The organism is Nocardioides sp., from assembly GCF_035547795.1.
Lineage (GTDB): Bacteria > Actinomycetota > Actinomycetes > Propionibacteriales > Nocardioidaceae > Nocardioides.
The window spans coordinates 1-19,633 of sequence record NZ_DASZUF010000066.1 but is presented as its reverse complement, the minus strand read 5'-3'; the positions used below and the strand labels follow the sequence as shown (position 1 = coordinate 19,633).

Here is a 19,633-nt window from a genome sequence, read left to right as displayed (position 1 = left end):
TGCTCCAGCACCCGCCCGGCGAGCAGGAACGTCGTCACCGTCGCCGCCACCTCGAGGTAGACGTGCCCACCGCGCAGCAGCGAGGACAGCGACCACAGGTAGGAGACGGTCACACCCAGCGAGACCAGGGTGTCCATCGTGGTCGCCAGATGTCGCAGGTTGCTCAGCGCGGCCCGGTGGAACGGCCAGGCCGCCCAGGTCGCGACCGGCGTGGTCAGCGCGAACGTCACCCAGCCCCAGCCCGGGAAGTGGATCGCCATCGCGATCAGCACGACCGGGATGGTCAGCACCGCCGCGACCAGCAGCCGGGGCCGGAGCGGGTCCGGCTCCTCCTCCACCGGCGCCTCGACGGGCGCCGCCGAGTAGCCGGCGGCCGCGACCGCGGCGAGCAGGTCGTCGGCGGCGATGCCCTCGCCGTACTCGACCAGTGCCTTCTCGGTCGCGTAGTTGACGCTGGCGCGCACGCCCTCCAGCTTGTTCAGCCTGCGCTCGATCCGGTGGGCGCATGAGGCGCAGGTCATCCCGGAGATCGCAAGCTCGATGGTGTCGGTCATCGCAGCACAGCCATCTCAGCGCAGCCGGTAGCCGGCCTCGGCGACCGCCGCCGCGACGTCCTCGCGCGCCAGCGGTACGGCGGAGTCCACGACCAGCGATCCGGTGTCCAGGTCGACGGTGACCGCGTTGACGCCGGCCAGCTCCGAGACCTCCTCGGTGACCGACGCGACGCAGTGCTGGCAGGTCATCCCCTCGACGGTGCCCTCGAAGATCACGACCGCACCAGCCTGGCGATCGCGTCGACTGCCTCGGTGACCTTCTCCTGGGCCTCGGCGTCACTGCTGCGCGCGGCATTGACTACGCAGTGGCTGAGGTGCTCCTCGAGCAGCCCGACCGAGACGGCGTGGAGCGCCTTCGTCATCGCCGAGATCTGGGTCAGGATGTCGATGCAGTACTGCTCCTCGTCGACCATCCGTGCGATGCCGCGCGCCTGCCCCTCGATCCGGCGCAGTCGCTTGAGGTAGTCGTCCTTGCGATGGATGTAGCCGTGCTGGTTCATGCCCCTAGGGTACCCCTAGGGGGTAGGGGTTCAAGTCTCGTGCCGCTGGCGCGGGACGACGCCGAGGATCGCGTCGATCTCCTCCACGCTGAGATGACCCTCAGACTCGCTGGCGGCGATGATGAGGTTGGTCGTCAACTCGACCTCCCCGAGCAGGTCGGCGTCTTCCAACGAGACGTCGAACTGGTCCTGCACCGGCATCCTCCCCTGACTCCCGCGCGGGCATATCTCCGTATTGAGTTTCCCCACTCTGCGAAGCCCGAAACCTGTGAATTCGCCGGAAATGGGACGAGGCCCCATCCCAACGGATGGGGCCTCGCCTTTGTTCAGCGATCAGAGGGGCCGAACGTTCTCCGCCTGCGGGCCCTTCGGGCCCTGGGTGACGTCGAACTCGACCTTCTGGTTCTCGTCCAGGGACTTGTAGCCCTGGGTCTGGATCGCCGAGTAGTGCACGAAGACGTCGTCGCCGCCGTTCTCCTGTGCGATGAAGCCGAAGCCCTTCTCGGCGTTGAACCACTTCACGGTGCCCTGAGCCATTGCTCTGTACTCCTACTGTCGGGGCGAGAGGCGGCCGGTTTCGACCGCCCCACAACACATGCGGGTGACACGTCGCTCCGACCTGTGGAGTCCCCCGTTGTGCGGGCACAGAGCAGAAACGCCGTTGGATCACAAACTCCGCGGGCGTCAGACCACTTGGAACTTGCACCTGTTGCAGGCAGGACAGTACCAAGACTGAGCCGTCTGGAAACCCCCGAGACCAAGGAAATGGATGCCGACTTCGTGAAGGTTCCGCAACTGCCACGTGACACGCCGCCCGATTCCTCCGATCGGCGGTCGGTCAGGTGACGATGGGGACGCCTTGCCAGAGCCGCCGTACCATTCCGGGCGTGGGTGTCGCACGCGTCGAGAGTCTGCCGGCCTCAGAAGAGACCCCTGCGGAGTCTCCTCGCAACGAGGAGCGACTCGGCCCGACGGTCGCGCTGATCTGGGCCACCGTCCTGGTCTTCGGCGCGATCACGCTGCTGTGGTCGGCGCACGTGGGCGTCCCGATGCGCGACCCGAACGGCAAGATGTTCGCGCACAAGCTGCTCGGCGCTATCGCGCTGTTCGCGGTGCTGGCGGTGGTTGACGTGGCGATCCGATGGCGGCGCGCCGGTCACACCCGGGCGACCCTGGTCGAGGTGGTACGCCGGCGGCTGGCGCCGCGCCGCCTGGCGCTGGTCCTCGCCGGGCTGGTCGCCTACCACCTGATCTACATCTGCTACCGCAACCTGAAGAGCTGGGACGCCTTCCAGACGCCCCACGACGCCTGGATGCTCTCCTTCGACAAGGCGGTCATGTTCGGGCACAGCCCGGCGGTGCTGTTGCACGACCTGCTCGGCGAGCACACCGCGGCGTACCCGTTGGCGTTCGCCTACAAGATCTTCACCTACGTCTGCACCGCCGCGGTGGTCGGCTCGCTGGCCTTCCTGGACAGCATCCGCAAGGCGCACGTGATGCTGGTGGCGGCGATGTGGACCTGGATCATCGGCACCGCGTCCTACTACCTGATCCCGACCCTCGGCCCGGTCTTCTCCGCACCGCAGGAGTTCGCCGGGCTGCCGCACACGTCGGTGACCTCGATGGTCATCGGCGACGCCAAGGACCGGGCGTTCTTCCTGGCCGACCCGCAGAACCCGAAGGCGTTCGTCGGTGTCTCGGCCTTCGCCAGCCTGCACGTCGGGTTCACCACCACGGTGCTGCTGATGGCGGCCTACCTGCGCAAGCGGCTGCTCACCTGGCTGCTCGCGATCTACCTGCTCGTGGTCATGGTCGCCACCGTCTACTTCGGCTGGCACTTCCTGCTCGATCTGGCCGGAGGGGTGGTGCTCGCCGCCGCCGCCGTGCTGATCGGCCACGTGACCGTCTACCGCCGGATGCCCCGTTGGATATCGAGTCGATCGCCGCGCCCCGCCGCGAGCTGAGCCTGCGCGACCAGGGGATCCGCACCGTCTGGATCACCTTCGCGGTCGCCGGGGCGCTCAGCCTGCTGTGGCGGTTCCTGCTGGCCACCACGGGCGGGGACATCGCTGCCCAGGACGCCTGGGCGGAGTTCGCCCGCATCCACCCGGGCAGCGCCTACAACCTCAGCTGGTACGGCGGCATGCACCCGGTCTCCTACAGCGTCATCTCGCCGTACCTGATGGCCTGGGTCGGCGTGCGGACCACGATGGTGCTCTCCAGCACCCTGGCCGCCACCCTCACCGCTCTGCTGCTGGTCCGGCTGCCCGGCGTGAAGCGCCCGCTGTGGCCGTCGCTGGCGGTGGCCGTGGCGATGTTCGGCAACGCGATCTCGGGGCGGGTCACCTTCGCCCTGGGCACCATGTTCGCGGTGGCGGCGCTGGGCGCGGTCGTCACCTGGCCTGAGGCGTGGCGCCGCTACCGCGCGCCACGGGCGCTGATCGCGGCGACGATGGCGATGATGGCCACGTTCGGCAGCCCGGTCGCCGGCTTCTTCCTCGGTCTGGTCGCGGCGGCGCTGTGGCTACGCAAGCGACGCGCGGCGGCGTACGTGCTGGGCATCCCGCCGGCGCTGGTGGTCTTGCTTGCGGCGGTCGTCTTCCCGTTCTCCGGCAAGCAGCCGATGCACTGGGACTCCGCGGTCCTGCCGATCCTGATCGCGGTCTTCGTCTGGCTGGTCTTTCCGGTCTCGTGGTGGATCGGCCGACTGACCGCGCTGATCTACGTCCTGGCGGTGCTGTTCGCCTGGCTGGTGCCCAGCCCGATCGGCACCAACGTGGTGCGACTCTCGCTCATCTACGGCACGACCGCCCTGCTGAGCGCGGTCTGCTCCGGCGTGGACCGCAACCCGTTCCGGTTCGGCGTGCTGGCCCGGCTGCCGCGGCGCACGTTCGTGGTGCTCGCGATCGTCACCACCCTGATCTGGCAGGGCTGCGTCGCGGCCGTGGATGCCGTGCACTCCCAACCGGACATCGCCTGGACGGTCGACACCAAGCCGTTGATCCACCAGCTGGAGAAGCGCGGCGCCAAGCTCGGCCGGGTCGAGGTAGTCCCGTCGCGGTCGCATCGTGAGTCGTCCGCGCTCGCGCCGTACGCGAATCTGGCACGAGGCTGGAACCGGCAGGCCGACGCCGAGCGCAATCCGGTCTTCTACGACCAGCAGAACCCGCTGACCGCCACCAGCTACGAGGAGTGGCTGCACCGCTGGGCGGTGCACTACGTCATCCTGCCGCCCGGCGACCCGGACGGCAGCGCCCTCGCCGAGGCACAGCTGATCCAGTCCGGCCTGCCCTATCTCAAGCTGGTCTGGTCGAACCGGGACTGGGAGCTCTTTCGCGTCATCGGAGCCACCCCGCTGGCCGACCCTCCGGCCACGGTGACCAAGTTCGACTCGGCCGAGATCGTGCTGACCCTGCCGCGACCGGCCACCGTGCTGGTGCGGATCCCGGCCTCGCCGTGGCTCTCCCTGGTCCAGGCGGACGGTACGCCGGTGCCTGCGCCCAGCCCGGCCGCCGACGGCCAGCAGCCGGTCAACCTCGACGGCTGCCTGACCCAGATGCACGAGCCGGCCGTCCCCGGGAAGCAGCCGGCCGACGACTGGACCGTGCTGCATGCGCCGACGGCGGGCACCTACCGGATCGCGGCGCCGTACAAGCTGCCGCGCGGGACGTCCTGCCCCGACAACCTGAAGAATCCCTGACCGGCCTGCGGCGCCGGTCGACTAGGGTCTGGCAGGTGGATGTGGAAGAGACCCGGCTGCCGGGCGTCGGCCTGCGGCACGACTTCACCACGGCGGCGGGGCGCCGCGTCGGCGTGATCTCGCTCAAGACCGGTGCGCGCCACCTCGCCGTCTACAGCGCCGAGGACCCCGACTCCGTCGAGGTCGCCGTCGAGCTCAGCAACGAGGAGAGCCAGCTGCTCGCCGAGCTGCTCGGCGCGCCGCGCGTCATCGAGCGGCTGGCCCGGCTCCGCGAGCAGGTCGAGGGGCTGACCACCAGCGGCATCCCGCTCGGCCAGGCCTCGCCGTACGTCGGCAGGACGCTCGGCGACGCCGCCATCCGCAGCCGCACCGGCGCCTCGGTGGTGGCGGTCTTCCGCCGCGACGAGGTGACCCCGTCGCCGACGCCCTCGTTCCGCTTCGCCGCGGACGACAAGGTGGTCGTGGTGGGCACCGAGGACGGTGTCCGCGCGGCTGCCGAGATCCTCAACCCGAGCTGACACCGGCCCGTGGACGGAACCGCCCGACTCCTGCTCGAGCTCGGCCTGGTGCTGTTCGCGCTGGGCGTGCTGGGTCGTCTCGCGGCCCGATGGTCGCTCTCGCCGATCCCGCTCTACCTGCTCGGCGGCCTGGCCTTCGGCAGCGGCGGCCTGCTTCCCGTCGCTGCTCCGGAGGGCTTCTTCAGCACCGGCTCGGAGATCGGGGTGGTGCTCCTGCTGCTGATGATCGGCCTGGAGTACACCGCCGAGGACCTGGTCGCCAACCTGCGCGGCCAGGCGCCCGCCGGCGTCATCGACCTGCTGCTCAACGGCGTCCCCGGCGTCCTGTTTGCGCTGGCCATGGGCTGGAACGCCACCGCGGCGGTGGCCATGTTCGGCGTGACGGCGGTGAGCTCCTCGGGGATCATCTCCAAGGTCCTGGGCGACCTGGGCCGGCTGGGCAACCGGGAGACGCCCGCGATCCTGGGCATCCTGGTGCTCGAGGATCTCGCGATGGCCGTCTACCTGCCGGTGCTGACCGCTCTGGCCGCCTCCGCCAGCGGCCTGTCGGCACTGCGAGCGGTGATCATCGCGCTGCTGGTGCTGGCCGGCGTGCTGCTGGTCGCACTGCGGTACGGCGACCTGGTCACGGCGGTGGTCAGCGCGAAGTCCGACGAGGTGCTCTTGCTGCGCCTGGTCGGGTTGGCCTTGATCGTGGCCGGCGCTGCGGAGGCGGTGCACGTCTCCGCCGCCGTCGGGGCCTTCCTGCTCGGGATCGCCCTCTCCAGCGACCTGGCCGAGCGCATCCACGACATCCTGGCGCCGCTGCGCGACATCTTCGCCGCCGTCTTCTTCGTCTTCTTCGGACTCTCCACCGACCCCGGCCAACTGCCGGCGGTGATCCTGCCCGCGGCCGGCCTGGCGGTGGTCGGCATCGCCACCAAGATCGCCACCGGCTGGATCGCCGGCCGGCGCGCCGGCGTGGGACGCGGCGGCCGGCTGCGGGCCGGGGCCGCGCTGGTGCCGCGCGGCGAGTTCTCCATCATCGTCGCGGGCCTGGTGGCGACCACCGCCACCGCCGAGCTCGCGCCGACGGCCGCCGCCTACGTGCTCGTGCTGGCCGTCGTCGGCCCGCTCGCCCCACGCCTGCTGGAGCCGCTCGCCCGCCGGATCTCCCGACCGGCCCGCCGGCCCGCCGGCCCATAGCCCCCGGACCATCTCGCTCAGCGGCCGGCGGGCACCCGGGAGAGTGCGGCCACGATCTCCTCGACCCGGGTCTTCGCATCCCCGAAGAGCATCTGGGCGTTGTCGCGGAAGAACAGCGGGTTCTGGACGCCGGCGTACCCGGCGGCCATCGAGCGCTTGAAGACGATCACGTCCTTGGCCTCCCACACCCGCAGCACCGGCATGCCGGCGATCGGGCTGCCCGGGTCCTCGGCCGCGGCGGGGTTGACGGTGTCGTTGGCGCCGATCACCAGCACCACGTCGGTGCTGGCCAGGTCGTCGTTGATCTCGTCCATCTCCAGCACGATGTCGTAGGGCACCTTGGCCTCGGCGAGCAGGACGTTCATGTGCCCCGGCAGCCGGCCGGCGACCGGATGGACGCCGAAGCGCACGTCGATGCCCTTGGCCTGCAGCGTCTTGACCAACTCGGCGACCGGGTACTGCGCCTGCGCCACCGCCATGCCGTAGCCCGGCGTGATGACCACCGAGGACGCTCCGGCGAGCAGTTCGGCCGCCCCCTCGACGTTGACCTCGCGATGCTCGCCGTACTCGGTGTCGTCGGAGCCGGACGCCTCGATGCCGAAGCCGCCGGCGATGACGGAGATGAACGAGCGGTTCATCGCCTTGCACATGATGTAGCTCAGGTAGGCACCGCTGGACCCGACCAGCGCGCCGGTGACGATGAGCAGGTCGTTGTCGAGCAGGAAGCCGGAGGCGGCCGCGGCCCAGCCGCTGTAGGAGTTCAGCATCGAGATCACCACCGGCATATCGCCGCCGCCGATGCTGGCGACCAGGTGCAGGCCCAGCGCGAGGGCGAGCACCGTGACGACCACGATCAGCCACAACTGGGGACTGTCGACGAACCACACGGTGAGCACGACGAAGAGGACCAGGGCGCCAATGTTGAGCAGGTTCTTGCCCGGCAGGGTCAGCGGGGCCGACTTGATCCGCGCCGACAGCTTCAGGTTGGCGATGATCGAGCCGGTGAAGGTGACAGCGCCGATGAAGATGCCGATGAAGACCTCGGCATGGTGGATGCGCAGCAGCGAGCCGGTGAAGGACTCCAGACCCTTGCGTTCGACCCCGACGTACGACGCCCAGCCGACCAGCACCGCCGCCAGGCCGACGAAGCTGTGCAGCGCCGCGATCAACTCCGGCATCCCGGTCATCTGCACGACCCTGGCCCGCCACAGGCCGATGACGGCGCCGATCACCACGGCGACGACCAGGATCGCGATGGTGCGTGGCCGCATGGTGGTGTCCGCGCCGGTCTCGTCGACGGTCAGCGCGACGGTCGCGGCCAGGGCGATCACCATGCCGATGACGCCATAGGTCCAGCCCTGCTTGGCACTCTCGTGCTTGGACAGGCCGGCGAGGCTGAAGATGAACAGCAGGGCGGCGACGAGGTAGGCCGCGGTGGCGATCGAGGTGGTCGTCATCGTCAGGCTCCCTTGCTGAACATGGACAGCATCCGTCGGGTGACCGCGAAGCCGCCGAAGATGTTGATCGAGGCGAGCAGGATCGCGACGCCGGCGAGGTACTTGATCAGGTTGTCGTGCATCCCGACCTGCAGCAGGGCGCCGACCACGATCACCCCCGAGATCGCGTTGGTCACCGACATCAGCGGCGTGTGCAGCGCGTGCGCGACCTTGCCGATGACGTAGTAGCCGATCACGATCGCGAGCGCGAGCACGGTGAAGTGCTGCGGGATCGGGTCGGGCGCATACGCGTTGACCAAGAAGAACGCCGCCAGGCCAATCAGCACCAGGGCGAGCTTCGCGACCGACGAGAGCGGCTTGCGCTCACTCTCGGGGGGCGCCGGCTCCTTCGGCGGTACGGCGCCGGGAGCGGGCGCGGCGCTGACCTGCACGGGTGGCGGCGGCCACAGCACGTCGCCGTCCCGGGTCACCGTCAGGCCGCGCTGCACGACGTCGTCGAAGTCGAGGGTGAGCTGGCCGTCCTTGCCCGGGGTGACCAGCTTGAGCAGGTTGACCAGGTTGGTGCCGTAGAGCTGGCTGGCCTGGGTGGGCAGCCGGCCGGCCAGGTCGGTGTAGCCGATGATCGTCACGCCGCGGTCGGTGGTGACCACCTCGCCGGCCACGCTGCCCTCGACGTTGCCGCCCTGTGCGGCGGCCATGTCGACGATGACGCTGCCCGGGCGCATCGAGGCGACGTCGGCAGCCGTGATCAGCCGTGGCGCCGGCCGGCCCGGGATGAGCGCGGTGGTGATGATGATGTCGACGTCGGCGGCCTGCTCGGAGTAGAGCCGGGCCGCGGCCTCGTCGTAGGCCTGCGAGGTCGCCTTGGCGTAGCCGTCGGTCGACTGCTCGGTCTCCGCCTCGACCGGCAGGTAGACCCCGCCGAGCGACGCGACCTGGTCGGCGACCTCGGGCCGTGGGTCGGTGGCACGCACGATCGCGCCCAGGCTGCTGGCGGCGCCGATCGCGGCCAGGCCGGCCACACCGGCGCCGGCGACCAACACCTTGGCCGGCGGCACCTTGCCCGCGGCGGTGACCTGGCCGGTGAAGAACCGGCCGAAGTGGTGGGCTGCCTCGATCACCGCGCGATAGCCGGCGATGTTGGCCATGCTGCTCAACACGTCGAGTGACTGCGCGCGCGAGATCCGCGGGACCGCGTCCATCGCCAGCGCGGTGACGCGGCGGGCGGCCAGCGCGTCGAGCAGCTCCGGGCTCTGCGCCGGCGCGAGCAGGCCGGCGACGACGGCGCCCTCGCGCAGCCGGCCCACCTCCTCGACGCTCGGGCCGTTGACGCGCAGCACCACGTCGGCGCCCCAGGCGTCCTCGGCGGTGCCGATCCGCGCCCCAGCCTCGGCGTACGCCTCGTCGGCGAAGCTGGCCAGTGCGCCGGCCCCGGCCTCCACGACCACGTCGTACCCCAGCGCGAGAATCTGTCCGACGGTGGTCGGCGTGGCCGCGACACGGGTCTCCCCGGGCCGGGTCTCTCGGGTCACTCCGATGAGCATGCGGCGGCTCCTTTGCCGGTCCTGTGGGCGTGGGGTCGGATCATGCCCTACCGACGCGCCCGCCGGATGTAGCGTCCGTCACATTCATACCTGCAGTATGGCGGGAGCGTGACCTGACTCTCATCCGAACACGTGCTCACCGGTGGCGCCACGACCTCCCCCACCGCCCGCGACCAGGTTCGCGGGACGATGCGGCAGACTGTGGCCGGGCCGTTAGCTCAGTTGGTAGAGCAGGAGACTTTTAATCTTCGGGTCGTCGGTTCGAGCCCGACACGGCCTACGAGGTGCGCCCCTGAGGGCGGCATCGGTACGCCGCCGGTGGCGGCAAAGCCCTGCCGAGGTCGACGAGTCGCCCTACGCTTGGCTGACATGAGCGACCCAGGGGGCGGTGAGGGCTCCACGCAGCCGACCGACCTGTTCGACAGGTGGCTCGCCCATCACGAGGGCCGGCCGTACGAGGCACCTGAGGTCCCGGCGGAGGATCTCACCCAGGACGCCGTGACAGGGCCCGCTTCGGTCGAGGAGCCGGCAGTCGAGGAGCTGGCGGTCGAGGCCGAGTCGTCACCTGCCGCGGACCCCACCGTACCGCCGCGGACGGAGGCGCTGCCGCACACCATCTTCTTCAAGCCCCGGACCGGGACGCGACGAGTGCTCGGCCTCATCCTGCTGGTGGCCACCGCCGCGACCGTGGCGGCGGGGGTCTGGGCGTGGCAGGACCGCAGCTATCTCAGCTACGGCATCACCGGTACGGCGGCGGTCCTCACCCTGATCGTCTGGGCCACCCGCGCCAGCGCGAGCACGGCCCGGCTGACGTTGCACGGCAGCGAACTGGAGATCATGCGGGGCGGCAGCCGGTCGCTGTTCGACCTCGCCCAGAGCTTCACCCCGATCGAGGTGCACGGCCGGCCAGGCGAGCGCCGCTGGCGGGTGCTCTTCCTGCGTCGCGGGATGAGCGCCTATGTCGTCGACGCCAGCATGGTCGACCCCCACGAGTTCATGAGGGTGCTGCGCTACTTCCGCCCCGAGAGCGCCGACCGGCTCCCCTGAGCGACTACTTGACCGCGACGCCGCGCTCGTGGGCGTCGGTGAGCCGGACCTCCTCGGCCGCGGCCTCCTCCAGCTCACGTCGGCGCTGCTCCAAGAACGCGTCCATCGCGCCGGGGTCGGAGACCAGGCCGGTGGCGCCGCCGTCCACCTTCTGCAGCGCCTGTCGCGCGAAGACCTGCTGCATGGTGGTGGTGCGCTCGCTGCGGTCGTGGCCGACGAACGAGGTGAACCAGGCCAGCGTCGCGGTCACGCGGTTGGCGAAGCCGGTCAGGTAGGCCAGGTGGACGAAGAGCCACATCATCCAGGCGATGAACCCGGTGAAGTGCAGCTTGCCGACCGTCGCGACGGCCTTGAACCGGGCGATGGTGGCCATCGAGCCCTTGTCGAAGTACTTGAACTCCCGGGGCCGCGGCTTGCCGGCGAGGTCCGCCTTGATCGACTTCGCGGCGAACTTGCCGCCCTGCATCGCGACCTGCGCCACGCCGGGCAGGTGGTTGAGGTTGATCATGTCGCCGACGACGAAGACCTCGGGGTGGCCCGGAAGCGTCAGGTCGGGGTTGACGGCGATCCGGCCGGCTCGGTCGAGCTCGGCACCGGTCTGCTCCGAGAGCGTCTTGCCCAGCTCGGACGCCTGCACGCCGGCGGCCCAGACCTTCGCGACCGACTCGATGCGCTGGACGCGACCATCCTTGAACTTCAGCTCGAGGCCGCGCTCGTCGACGGCGGTGACCATCCCGCCGAGGATCACCTCGACGCCGGTCTCCTCCAGCGCCTTCTGGGTCCACTTGCCGAGCTTCTCGCCGAACGGGGGCAGCACCTGCGGCGCGGCGTCGACCAGGACCACTCGGGCCTTGCGGCTGTTGATGTAGCGGAAGTCCTGCTTGAGCGTACGGCGGGCGAGCTCGGCGATCTGACCGGCCATCTCGACCCCGGTGGGGCCGGCCCCGACGACGACGAAGGTGAGCAGGTGGTCGACGTTCTCGCCGCGGGCGGCGCCGATCTCGGCGAGCTCGAAGGCACCGAAGATGCGCCCGCGCAGCTCCAGCGCGTCGTCGATCGACTTCATGCCAGGGGCGAACTCGGCGAAGTGGTCGTTGCCGAAGTAGGACTGTCCGGCGCCGGCGGCCACGATCAGCGAGTCGTACGGCGTCACCGTCTCACGACCCAGCACCTGGCTGGTGACGGTCTTCGCGGTCAGGTCGATGGCGGTGACCTCGCCCATCAGCACGGTGGCGTTCTTCTGGGCGTGCAGCACGTCCCGGGTCGCCGGCGCGATCTCGCCCTGCGACAGGATGCCGGTCGCGACCTGGTAGAGCAGCGGCTGGAACAGGTGGTGGGTCGTCTTGGCGATCATGGTGACGTCGACATCGGCGTGCTTCAGCGCCTTGGTGCTGAACAGCCCGCCGAAGCCGGACCCGATGACGACGACCTTGTGCCTGCCTGCAGCAGTCTGACTGGCGCTCATGCCAATCCCTCTCCTCGCGCCTGGGATGCTCTCTTGGATCGTTCCATGTCTATTCTTCCGCGACTGCGGTCCACGTTCCACTTGGGGTACCCATCTGTCTCGTCACATCCCTCCGGGGAATAGTTCGCCGCCAGCCTCGACACCGGTAGAATTCCGCGGTTTGCATCCCCGAACAGCCGGGTATGAAGTCTCCGACTTGGTCTAGACCTCGGCATCAGGAGCAGCAGTGCCACTCAACCGCCCCGCCCTCACGCTGGGCCCTGGGCCCCGCGGCGTGAAGGACGCGCGACGATGGGTGGTGCAGACCTGCCTGGACATCGAGCGGGAGGACCTCGTCGAGTGCGCCGAGCTCGGCGTCTCCGAGCTGGTCACCAACGCCATCCTGCACGGCGCCGATCCCATCCAGGTGCGGGTGCGCGGCACCGTGGAGCATCCCCGGGTGGAGGTCCGCGACGCGTCCGTGGAGCGCCCGGTACTGCCCGGTCCCCTGGCATTCGACCAGGACGACGACCTGCTGCTCACGTTCGGTCGCGGGCTGAGCATCGTGGCGCGCAGCTCCGACGCCTGGGGAGCCGAGATCGAGCGCGACGGCAAGGTCGTGTGGTTCGCGCCGGCGCGGCAGCTCGCCGAGGACGACGGCGTACCGGGCATCATCAACGGCCCTGCCACGCCGGAGCCGGCGCCGGAGATGGACGACCCGGTCGAGGTGCTGATCCAGGGCGTGCCGCTGCGGCTCTACGTCGGGTTCCAGCAGCACTTCCGCGAGCTCCGTCGCGAGGTGCACCTGCTGGCGCTCGCGCACGAGCAGGTCTACCCGCTGGCCAAGAGCCTCTCGGACCTGTTCGGCGCGCTGGAACGGCAGCTGCGCGACGGGATCGGGCTCACCGACGTCGAGGGCGCGCTCACCTCCGGCGCGGAGGTCGTGGATCTGCAGGTGCGGATCCCGCGCGAGGCGGCCGCCACGCTGAGCCGGTTCCTCGACCTGCTGGATCTGGCCGACGAGTTCTGCCGCCAGGAGCGGCTGCTGGCGCTGGCGCGCACCGGAGAGCAGCGCGACTTCCAGCGCTGGTTCCTGGGTGAGTACATCCGCCAGGCCGCCGGCGCCCAGCCGGAGGCGTGGGTCGAGCCGGAGCTTCCCGGTGGGGGCCTTCGCGCCGTCCGCTAGAGTCTGCCGCGATGGCGGTGGGGCTCGCCGACAACCGTGACCGGGCGGTCACCAACAGTCCCTACCTGATGATGTCGTGCTGTCCAGGTAGGAGGAGTACGTCCATGACGTCCCATGACCAGCGCGGTCCGGCCGAGGCCGACGAGCTCGGGATCGACGTCGCCGTCGACCCGGAGGTCGAGCTGGCCGAACGGCCGGCGCCCCACCCGTGGCTGGTGCTGCGCCAGCACGCCCACCTCGCGCCCGTCGTCGCGGTCGGTGGTGCGCTGGGCGCGCTCGGCCGCTGGGCGCTGGCCGAGGCGATGCCGCATGACGACGGCACGTTCGCGTGGGCGACCTTCTGGACCAACGCCAGCGGTGCGTTCCTGCTGGGTCTGCTGATGACCCTGCTCCTGACGGTGTGGGCGCATACCCGCTACGTCCGCCCGTTCCTCGGGGTCGGCGTGCTCGGTGGCTACACCACGTTCTCGACGTACCTGCTGGACAGCCGCACCATGCTCGCCGCCGGCCACCAGCTGCTGGCGTTGGAGTACGTCGCCGGCACGCTGGCGCTCGGGTTCGTCGCGGTGCTCCTCGGCATGGGGGCCGGCCGCGTCCTGCTGAGCGGCATGCTGGACGGTCCGGCCACCGGCGAGGAGACGACACGATGACCGCCCTGCTCGTCCTGGTCGGCGGGGCCGTCGGGGCGCCGACGCGCTATCTGACCGACGTCATCGTCCAGTCGCGGCACCGCTCGGTGCTGCCCTGGGGCACGATCACCGTCAACGTGGTCGGCTCGTTCGTGCTCGGCCTGGTGGCAGCGCTGGCGAGCGCCGGCGATCTGCCCTCGTCGGTGCTGACCCTGGCCGGCACCGGGTTCTGCGGCGCGCTGACGACGTTCTCGACGTTCTCCTACGAGACGGTGCGGCTCGCGAACGCCGGGCAGTGGCGGGCCGCCGTCGGCAACGTCGCCGTCTCGCTCGGGGCCGGGCTCGCCGCGGTCGCGCTGGGCTGGTGGGTCGGGAGTCTCTGACCGGTCAGGTCGTCTCCGGCAGGGCCGACGACTGCGACTCCCGGTCCGCCTGGCTCAGCAGCGCACGCATCGCGTTGACCGCCTTGCGCGGCTGTCGGCGACGGATCGCGGTGAGGACCTCGGCGTGCATCGGAACGGGGTCGGTCCACTCCTCCCCGGCATGCACCAGCTGGTCACGGGCTCGCAGGCCGACCTCGATGATGCTCGACATCCGGATCAGGAGCTCGTTGTGCGTGGCGGCCAGCAGGGCACGGTGGAAGCGCAGGTCGGCGGCCGTGACCGCCACCGGGTCGGTCCCGGCGGCGCTCATCTCCTCCAGCGCGTCGGCCAGCTCGGCGACGTCGTCGTCGTTGCGCTGCTCGGCCGCCAGCGCAGCCGAGGCGGGTTCGATCATCTCGCGGACCGCGCCCAGGTCGCGCAACAGCGCCTTGCTGTCGGCCTCGAACTGCCAGTGCAGCACGTCGGCGTCCAGCAGGCTCCAGTCCGCCCGATCCCGGACGTAGGTGCCTCGGCGTGGCCGCGCACCTACCAGGCCCTTGGCCCCGAGCACGCGAAGCGTCTCCCGGATCACGGTGCGACTCACCTCGAGCTCGTGCTCGAGCGCGACGGGATCGAGCACGTCGCCGGGACGGTAGTCACCCCGGATGATCCGCGTGCCGATCAGATTCACTGCGTGGCCGTGCAGGCTACGGTTGGTATAGGTGGGCACGTGGTTCCTCTCGTCCAGGCGGCCCAGCCGGAGGACGCCGGATTAACAACCATACAATATTCATACCACTGTGCCCGTCCGTCCGGCGCGCAGCCGCGACGGCCGGCGGAGGCGATGTCGGCCTCCGAGCCGCACCCGAGGGAGCGGTCCGGAGGCCGACACGACCATCGTCGTGAGCGGACGTCAGTCGATGCTGAAGCCGCTGCGCTCCATCAGCTGGGTCGAGCCGTTGCCGTCCCAGTCGTCGTCGTAGACCAGCGAGAAGTTGCCGTCCGGATCGGAGGCGACCACCGGCGAGACCTGGTTGTTCGGGACGATCGGGTTCATCTGGTACTCGCTCAGCGTGTCGGCCGTCGACCCGCCGCCCTTGGTGAAGCCGCGCGCGAAGACGTCCCAGCCGGGGTGGTACGGCGTGAGCTCCTCCCAGCCGACGACGTAGTCCCCCGAGCTGTCGATGGCCACGGTCGGGCTGCGCTGGTCACCGATGTTCGGGTTGGGGTTGGGGCCGTCCTTGTAAGCGTTGCTGCCCGTGTACCCGTTGGTGGAGAACAACCCGTTGGACACCTCGAACTCGGCCGCGGCGGGGGTCGCCGAGGCGTTGAACTCGCGCACCTGGACACACCGGCCGGTGTCGCTCGCCGGCGGATCCGTGGGGCCGGCGCCGGGAAGCTTGGTGTAGGTGTGGCAGGCAGGTCCTCCCGAACCCGTCCAGTCCTCCCACGCAACCACGAAGCCGTCGGCGTTGGCGCTGACCGCGGGCACCGTCTGGTCCCCGGTGGTGGTGCCGTTCAGCTGCTTCTCGGCCCAGACCGCCGTGCCGGTGGAGGTCACCGCGCGGCCGCGGATGTCTCCGTAGCCGTTGGCGTCCGAGTCGTCGTCCCAGACCACGATCGTCGCCCAGTCCCCACCGGTCGTCGGGTAGACCGCGACCTTGGCCTGCTTGTGGGTGCCGGTGCTGGTGCCGTTGACCTGGAGCTCGTCGACCTTGCCCGACGTCGAGGCCGAGGTGTACGTCGCGAGCCGGACCTGGGTGTTGCCCGAGGACGCCTGGTCGTCCAGGAACGACACGCTGAAGTGGCCGTCCGGGGTCATCGCCAGCGACGGCGAGGTCTGCTGGCCGTCCCCGACGCTGTTCACCGTGACTCGGGAGCCGATGGTCGGCGTGGCCGTGCCGTTGTTCGTCACCGACCGCATGACGATGTTGTAGCTGCCGTTGCCGTCGTCGTCGTCCTGCCAGGCCACCACCGCATTGCCATCGTCGTCGATGCCGACGCTCGGGGACCGGTAGTCGCTTCCCGAATCGGCGGCCGCCTGCGCCTGCACCGGCACCTCGTAGACCGTCGAGCCGTCGCTGCGCATGAGCTTGAGGTAGATCGCGCCGTACTTGCCGCTCGACGCGGCGGTGGGGTTCCCGTTGTCCGCCCATGCGACCGCGGTGTAGTCGCCGACCCGGGCGATGCTGGGCATGTCCTGGGAACCCGAGGCGGCGCTGTTCACCGTGCTCAGGGTCGCGTTCGGGTACTTCTCCGGGCTGATCGTGATCGTCTCGGCCTTCTGGCGGTTGAAGTCGTCGATGAAGCCCTGCACGATCGTGGCGTCGCTGATCTCCTCGTCGACCTCGGTGTAGGCGGTCAGGGCACGCTTCGCGAAGTTCTCCGAGCCGGTGATGACCTTCTTCACCGTGGCCCCCGACGACGACTTGCCGTTGATGACCAGGTACTTCTCGTGCGACCCGCCACCGGTGAACATGCAGAAGTGGTTCAGCGAGCCCTCGGTGGAATAGCGGCAGCCGCCCGGCGCCGAGCCGTAGACCGTGATCCCGTGGGCCGCGAAGACGTTCGAGTTCATGTTGATGTTGGTGGCGGTCGGCAGGTAGGACTCGTTCGCGGCCGACCCGTCGTTGAGGTTCTGCGTGGTGTTGCTCTCCGGCCCGTCCGCCTCGTCCATGATCAGCTGCACGGTGCAGCCGGCGTCGGCCTGGGCCATCAGCGCGTTGTTCACCGAGGTGCGGTCGGAGTCCCAGGTCGAGCTCTCGGCGTAGATCTGGCCGCCCTTGCTGCAGTCGAGCTCGTTGATCGCGTTCGCCACCGGGTCGCTGGTCGCGGGCCGCGGATAGAAGTACGTCGTGATCAGTCCGGTCGAGCTCGTGACCGTGGTCGACACCGCCGGATTCGTCGGCGTCGCGTCCTGCGCGTCCAGCGCGTTCCAGAAGTTCATGAACCCGGTGTAGAGCGAGGGATCGTCGTAGCTCACCACCCAGTTGTTGTGGATGATGAACTGCTGGCGGTTGAAGTTCTGCGACCCGTTCGCGACCACATTGGTCCTGGCGGTCCCGTTCTGGTCCACCGTGCTGGAGAACAGGATGAACTTGCTGTGCGCGATGCCCGGCGCGCCGACCCCAGACCCGACGTTGGCGCCGGTGGTGTTGATGCAGGCATGGTCGCACAGGGTGACGTGGACGGCCGGGTCCAGCGCGTCCTTCGCGGCCTCATCCGTCGCGCCCTTGTTGTCGAGCACCACGGAGACATTCACCCCCCGGCCGGCGGCGTCGTTGAGCGCGTCGATGATGCCGTCGTCGTCGGCCGGGTCGATGTAGAAGTTGGCCAGGTGGATGGATGCGCCCGCCGGGGTGTTGTCGATCAGCGTGATCATCGCGCCGCTGGCGGCGTAGTCGGGGGTGGCCAACGGCAGGACGCCGCCGACCGGCGCACCGATCAGGGTGTGGGGGTCGCTGTTGAAGAGCGTGATGGTACCGCTGCTCACGACATCGGCCGTGGCCTGGCTCGGGAGCGCCAGGCTCGCCAGGGCCAGCGCGCCGGCGACGGCGATCAGACGTCGTCGCCACGAGCCGAGCCGCGTCGCACTTCTCGGTGGTCTCGGTGGTCTCACTGGGGCCCGGCCACGATCGGACCAGGAACGACGTGCGGGAACCTTGAATGTCATGTCGATGCCTCCGGAGGGACGGGTCACCGGCGCACCGATGACGGGGCGCGACAGACGAAGAGCGCAGCGCAGACTGGCACCCCGCGTCCGAAGCTCGTTGCAGGATTTGTTGGCACAGCGGTCATTACTCGTATAGTAATATTAGATGGTAAGGCGTGTGTCAACGGTCACATGCCGACCCCACCAGGCGTACGGTCGCCCGTGTCGCCGACGGCAGATCCAGGAGTGCCATGCGCATCGCCCACCTCACCGACCTCCATCTCCGTCGTCATCTGCCGGGAACGTCGATCCTGGGAAAACGACGGAGCCGTGAGGCCGCGTCGGTCATCGAGCACGCGCTCCGCGACGCTCGCGAGCGAGGCGCGGACGTGGTGGTGGTCACCGGTGACCTGGTCGACGTGCCGCCGTATCTCCTCGCCGGCCAGACCCCGTCCTGCTGGGACGCGGAGCGCTGGCTCGCCGCGATGGAGGCCGACTACCTGCTGATCCGGACGATGCTGGCCGACTCGGGTCTGCCCGCCATCGTGGTCCCGGGCAATCACGATTCCTATGAGGTCGCCGAACGCGTCTTCGGCGCCTCGCCCGCCGTCCGCGAGATCGGCGGCCTGACGTTCGTCAGCTTCTGGGACGAGGAGGACCAGCGGCACGTCCCTCGTCGCCTCGGGCGACAGCGCGAGCTCTTCGACCGGATGCTGGCGCAGCCGCGACCGCAGGTGCACCTGCAGCACTTCGTCATCACGCCGGAGCTCAACGAGGACTGGCCGCACACGTACGCCGAGGGCGAGGAGCTGCGTCGACACATCGTCGACTCGGGCAGCGTGCGGCTCTCGCTGTCCGGCCACTACCACCCCGGCACGGACCTGATCCGCGACGCCGGCACGGCGTTCTCCGCCGGCTCGGCGCTGGTCGAGCCTCCGCACTGCTACCGGATCTACGACGTCGACGACGCCGACGCCGACACGCCGGTGACGATGCAGGTCGTGCCGCTCCTCGCCGATCGGCTGCGGCGGCCCGCGGCCTTCGTCGACTACGCGGCCTGCCTCACCGCCCTGCCGGCCAACCTCGGTGAGCTGGAATCGCTGCGTCCACGCGACGGCGCCGCGGCCGTGCTGTCGGATCTCGCCGCCGCCGGCTACCTCCTGATCGCCTTGGCCGACGAGAGCTGGGCGGCCCGGGCCCGCCGTACCCCTCATCTCGTCGACGCCGTCCTCGACCGAGCCGCCGAGCTGTTCGGCGACGAGGGCGCCGTCATCGACGCCGTCTACTTCGCGTCCACCGCTACCCGGACGGCCGCGCTGCGGCAGGCCACCGCCGAGCTGCGCCTCGACCTGGAGTCGAGTTGCCTGGTCAGCTCCGACGGCGTGGCACCGATGCCCTTCGCATGGTGAACGGCGCCGGACGGAACTAGCGAGCGCGGACCAGGTCGTTCAGCAGCGCGGCAACGCCGGCGCCGGCCGGCGCATCCGCGACCGTCCCGCCGGCACGTCGTACCGCGTCCTTGACCCCCGGCGTGGCATTGGCGACGGTGGCCGACCGGAATCCGCAGTGCCCGTCCACCATGCTCCGGTCATTGTCCGAGTCGCCGATGGCGAGCACGTGGCCAGGCTCGACGCCCAGAACGCCGGACAGGGCGGTCAGGCTGCTGGCCTTGTCGACGAGGGCGTCGTGCACCTGCACCAGGTGACGGTTCCGGTTGCAGGCCAGACCCGAGGACTCGGCCCGCAACCGCGCGCGCAGGACCTCGGCGAACTCGATGGCGTGCTCCTCCGCCCCGAACGCGACCACGCCGAGGCCCGATCGCAGCGTGTCCGACCAGGTGTGGTGCAACCGAGCC

General features: G+C 70.0%; 20 protein-coding genes and 1 tRNA gene. 10 read left to right on the top strand and 11 right to left on the bottom strand.

The window, feature by feature from the left end; genetic code table 11:
• The 5 genes from VHA72_RS05010 to VHA72_RS04990 form a co-directional block, all read right to left on the bottom strand.
• On the bottom strand, window positions 1-554 hold a 554-nt coding region (locus VHA72_RS05010), incomplete at its 3' end, for a cation transporter (RefSeq protein WP_325573344.1).
• 15 nt (window positions 555-569) lie between these two features.
• On the bottom strand, window positions 570-770 hold the full coding sequence (locus tag VHA72_RS05005) for a heavy-metal-associated domain-containing protein (RefSeq protein ID WP_325573343.1): 201 nt from the start codon (window positions 768-770) through the stop codon (window positions 570-572).
• Entirely contained in the window at window positions 767-1,054 is a 288-nt protein-coding gene (locus tag VHA72_RS05000; protein WP_325573342.1) for a metal-sensitive transcriptional regulator, read from the bottom strand. Before VHA72_RS05000 ends, VHA72_RS05005 begins: the two co-directional genes overlap by 4 nt.
• 30 nt (window positions 1,055-1,084) lie before the next feature.
• Window positions 1,085-1,249, bottom strand: a complete 165-nt coding sequence (locus VHA72_RS04995) for a hypothetical protein (RefSeq protein ID WP_325573345.1) — start codon at window positions 1,247-1,249, stop codon at window positions 1,085-1,087.
• 138 nt (window positions 1,250-1,387) lie between these two features.
• On the bottom strand, window positions 1,388-1,591 hold the full coding sequence (locus VHA72_RS04990) for a cold-shock protein (protein ID WP_121807198.1): 204 nt from the start codon (window positions 1,589-1,591) through the stop codon (window positions 1,388-1,390).
• 350 nt (window positions 1,592-1,941) lie between these two features.
• Here VHA72_RS04990 and VHA72_RS04985 point away from each other — a divergent pair, with 350 nt between their 5' ends.
• From VHA72_RS04985 to VHA72_RS04970, 4 genes are read left to right on the top strand one after another with little or no spacing between them, the layout of a single operon-like run.
• Window positions 1,942-3,018, top strand: coding sequence for a phosphatase PAP2 family protein (locus VHA72_RS04985; RefSeq protein ID WP_325573341.1), 1,077 nt, complete (start codon window positions 1,942-1,944; stop codon window positions 3,016-3,018).
• Window positions 2,979-4,754: a DUF8823 domain-containing protein gene (locus tag VHA72_RS04980; RefSeq protein WP_325573340.1), complete on the top strand. Its 1,776-nt coding sequence runs from the start codon at window positions 2,979-2,981 to the stop codon at window positions 4,752-4,754. The genes VHA72_RS04985 and VHA72_RS04980 overlap by 40 nt, the downstream gene beginning before the upstream one ends.
• Before the next feature lie 35 nt (window positions 4,755-4,789).
• Window positions 4,790-5,272: a cation:proton antiporter regulatory subunit gene (locus VHA72_RS04975; RefSeq protein ID WP_325573339.1), complete on the top strand. Its 483-nt coding sequence runs from the start codon at window positions 4,790-4,792 to the stop codon at window positions 5,270-5,272.
• Between the two features lie 9 nt (window positions 5,273-5,281).
• Window positions 5,282-6,457, top strand: a complete 1,176-nt coding sequence (locus VHA72_RS04970) for a cation:proton antiporter (protein WP_325573338.1) — start codon at window positions 5,282-5,284, stop codon at window positions 6,455-6,457.
• 17 nt (window positions 6,458-6,474) lie between these two features.
• On the opposite strand, the gene pntB is transcribed toward VHA72_RS04970, so the two are convergent.
• Together pntB and VHA72_RS04960 are read right to left on the bottom strand one after the other, a co-directional pair.
• The gene (gene pntB / locus VHA72_RS04965; RefSeq protein WP_325573337.1) at window positions 6,475-7,914 is read right to left on the bottom strand and encodes a Re/Si-specific NAD(P)(+) transhydrogenase subunit beta; all 1,440 of its coding nucleotides are present in this window, start codon (window positions 7,912-7,914) and stop codon (window positions 6,475-6,477) included.
• Window positions 7,915-7,916: 2 nt separating this feature from the next.
• Window positions 7,917-9,458 (bottom strand): Re/Si-specific NAD(P)(+) transhydrogenase subunit alpha, encoded by a 1,542-nt coding sequence (locus VHA72_RS04960; RefSeq protein WP_325573336.1) that lies wholly within the window; start codon window positions 9,456-9,458, stop codon window positions 7,917-7,919.
• Window positions 9,459-9,665: 207 nt separating this feature from the next.
• On the opposite strand from VHA72_RS04960, the gene VHA72_RS04955 reads away from it, so the two are divergent.
• Both VHA72_RS04955 and VHA72_RS04950 read left to right on the top strand, forming a co-directional pair.
• Window positions 9,666-9,738: transfer RNA gene (locus tag VHA72_RS04955), tRNA-Lys, on the top strand.
• An 89-nt stretch (window positions 9,739-9,827) separates the two neighbouring features.
• On the top strand, window positions 9,828-10,505 hold the full coding sequence (locus VHA72_RS04950) for a hypothetical protein (protein WP_325573335.1): 678 nt from the start codon (window positions 9,828-9,830) through the stop codon (window positions 10,503-10,505).
• A 4-nt stretch (window positions 10,506-10,509) separates the two neighbouring features.
• On the opposite strand, the gene VHA72_RS04945 is transcribed toward VHA72_RS04950, so the two are convergent.
• Complete coding sequence (locus tag VHA72_RS04945) at window positions 10,510-11,970, bottom strand: NAD(P)/FAD-dependent oxidoreductase (protein WP_325573334.1); 1,461 nt, start codon at window positions 11,968-11,970, stop codon at window positions 10,510-10,512.
• A gap of 226 nt (window positions 11,971-12,196) precedes the next feature.
• Between VHA72_RS04945 and VHA72_RS04940 the strand changes: the two genes are divergently transcribed.
• The 3 genes from VHA72_RS04940 to crcB all read left to right on the top strand — a co-directional run bounded on the left by VHA72_RS04940 (window position 12,197) and on the right by crcB (window position 14,147).
• Window positions 12,197-13,135 (top strand): ATP-binding protein, encoded by a 939-nt coding sequence (locus VHA72_RS04940; RefSeq protein ID WP_325573333.1) that lies wholly within the window; start codon window positions 12,197-12,199, stop codon window positions 13,133-13,135.
• A gap of 104 nt (window positions 13,136-13,239) precedes the next feature.
• Entirely contained in the window at window positions 13,240-13,785 is a 546-nt protein-coding gene (locus VHA72_RS04935) for a fluoride efflux transporter FluC (RefSeq protein ID WP_325573332.1), read from the top strand.
• The gene (gene crcB, locus VHA72_RS04930) at window positions 13,782-14,147 is read left to right on the top strand and encodes a fluoride efflux transporter CrcB (RefSeq protein WP_325573331.1); all 366 of its coding nucleotides are present in this window, start codon (window positions 13,782-13,784) and stop codon (window positions 14,145-14,147) included. The genes VHA72_RS04935 and crcB overlap by 4 nt, the downstream gene beginning before the upstream one ends.
• 4 nt (window positions 14,148-14,151) lie before the next feature.
• Here crcB and VHA72_RS04925 read toward each other — a convergent pair whose 3' ends face one another.
• Both VHA72_RS04925 and VHA72_RS04920 read right to left on the bottom strand, forming a co-directional pair.
• Complete coding sequence (locus tag VHA72_RS04925) at window positions 14,152-14,817, bottom strand: FadR/GntR family transcriptional regulator (RefSeq protein ID WP_325573330.1); 666 nt, start codon at window positions 14,815-14,817, stop codon at window positions 14,152-14,154.
• A 222-nt stretch (window positions 14,818-15,039) separates the two neighbouring features.
• A complete protein-coding gene (locus VHA72_RS04920) occupies window positions 15,040-17,619 on the bottom strand; it encodes a phospholipase D-like domain-containing protein (protein WP_325573329.1) in 2,580 nt (859 codons plus the stop codon).
• Window positions 17,620-18,029: 410 nt separating this feature from the next.
• Here VHA72_RS04920 and VHA72_RS04915 point away from each other — a divergent pair, with 410 nt between their 5' ends.
• Window positions 18,030-19,187 carry a metallophosphoesterase gene (locus VHA72_RS04915; protein WP_325573328.1) on the top strand — a complete coding sequence of 386 codons (1,158 nt, stop codon included), beginning with the start codon at window positions 18,030-18,032 and terminating at the stop codon, window positions 19,185-19,187.
• Window positions 19,188-19,203: 16 nt separating this feature from the next.
• Here VHA72_RS04915 and VHA72_RS04910 read toward each other — a convergent pair.
• Window positions 19,204-19,633 (bottom strand): HAD family hydrolase (locus tag VHA72_RS04910; protein WP_325573327.1); only part of this gene is annotated, 430 nt, incomplete at its 5' end.

Excerpts from the sequence above, each read along its gene's own strand:
- VHA72_RS04935 (WP_325573332.1), top strand. The coding sequence starts at position 13,240 with ATGACGTCCCATGACCAGCGCGGTCCGGCCGAGGCCGACGAGCTCGGG.
- crcB (WP_325573331.1), top strand. The coding sequence starts at position 13,782 with ATGACCGCCCTGCTCGTCCTGGTCGGCGGGGCCGTCGGGGCGCCGACG.
- VHA72_RS04950 (WP_325573335.1), top strand. The coding sequence starts at position 9,828 with ATGAGCGACCCAGGGGGCGGTGAGGGCTCCACGCAGCCGACCGACCTG.
- VHA72_RS04960 (WP_325573336.1), bottom strand. The coding sequence starts at position 9,458 with ATGCTCATCGGAGTGACCCGAGAGACCCGGCCCGGGGAGACCCGTGTC.
- VHA72_RS04915 (WP_325573328.1), top strand. The coding sequence starts at position 18,030 with ATGCGCATCGCCCACCTCACCGACCTCCATCTCCGTCGTCATCTGCCG.
- VHA72_RS05000 (WP_325573342.1), bottom strand. The coding sequence starts at position 1,054 with ATGAACCAGCACGGCTACATCCATCGCAAGGACGACTACCTCAAGCGA.
- VHA72_RS04945 (WP_325573334.1), bottom strand. The coding sequence starts at position 11,970 with ATGAGCGCCAGTCAGACTGCTGCAGGCAGGCACAAGGTCGTCGTCATC.
- VHA72_RS04990 (WP_121807198.1), bottom strand. The coding sequence starts at position 1,591 with ATGGCTCAGGGCACCGTGAAGTGGTTCAACGCCGAGAAGGGCTTCGGC.
- pntB (WP_325573337.1), bottom strand. The coding sequence starts at position 7,914 with ATGACGACCACCTCGATCGCCACCGCGGCCTACCTCGTCGCCGCCCTG.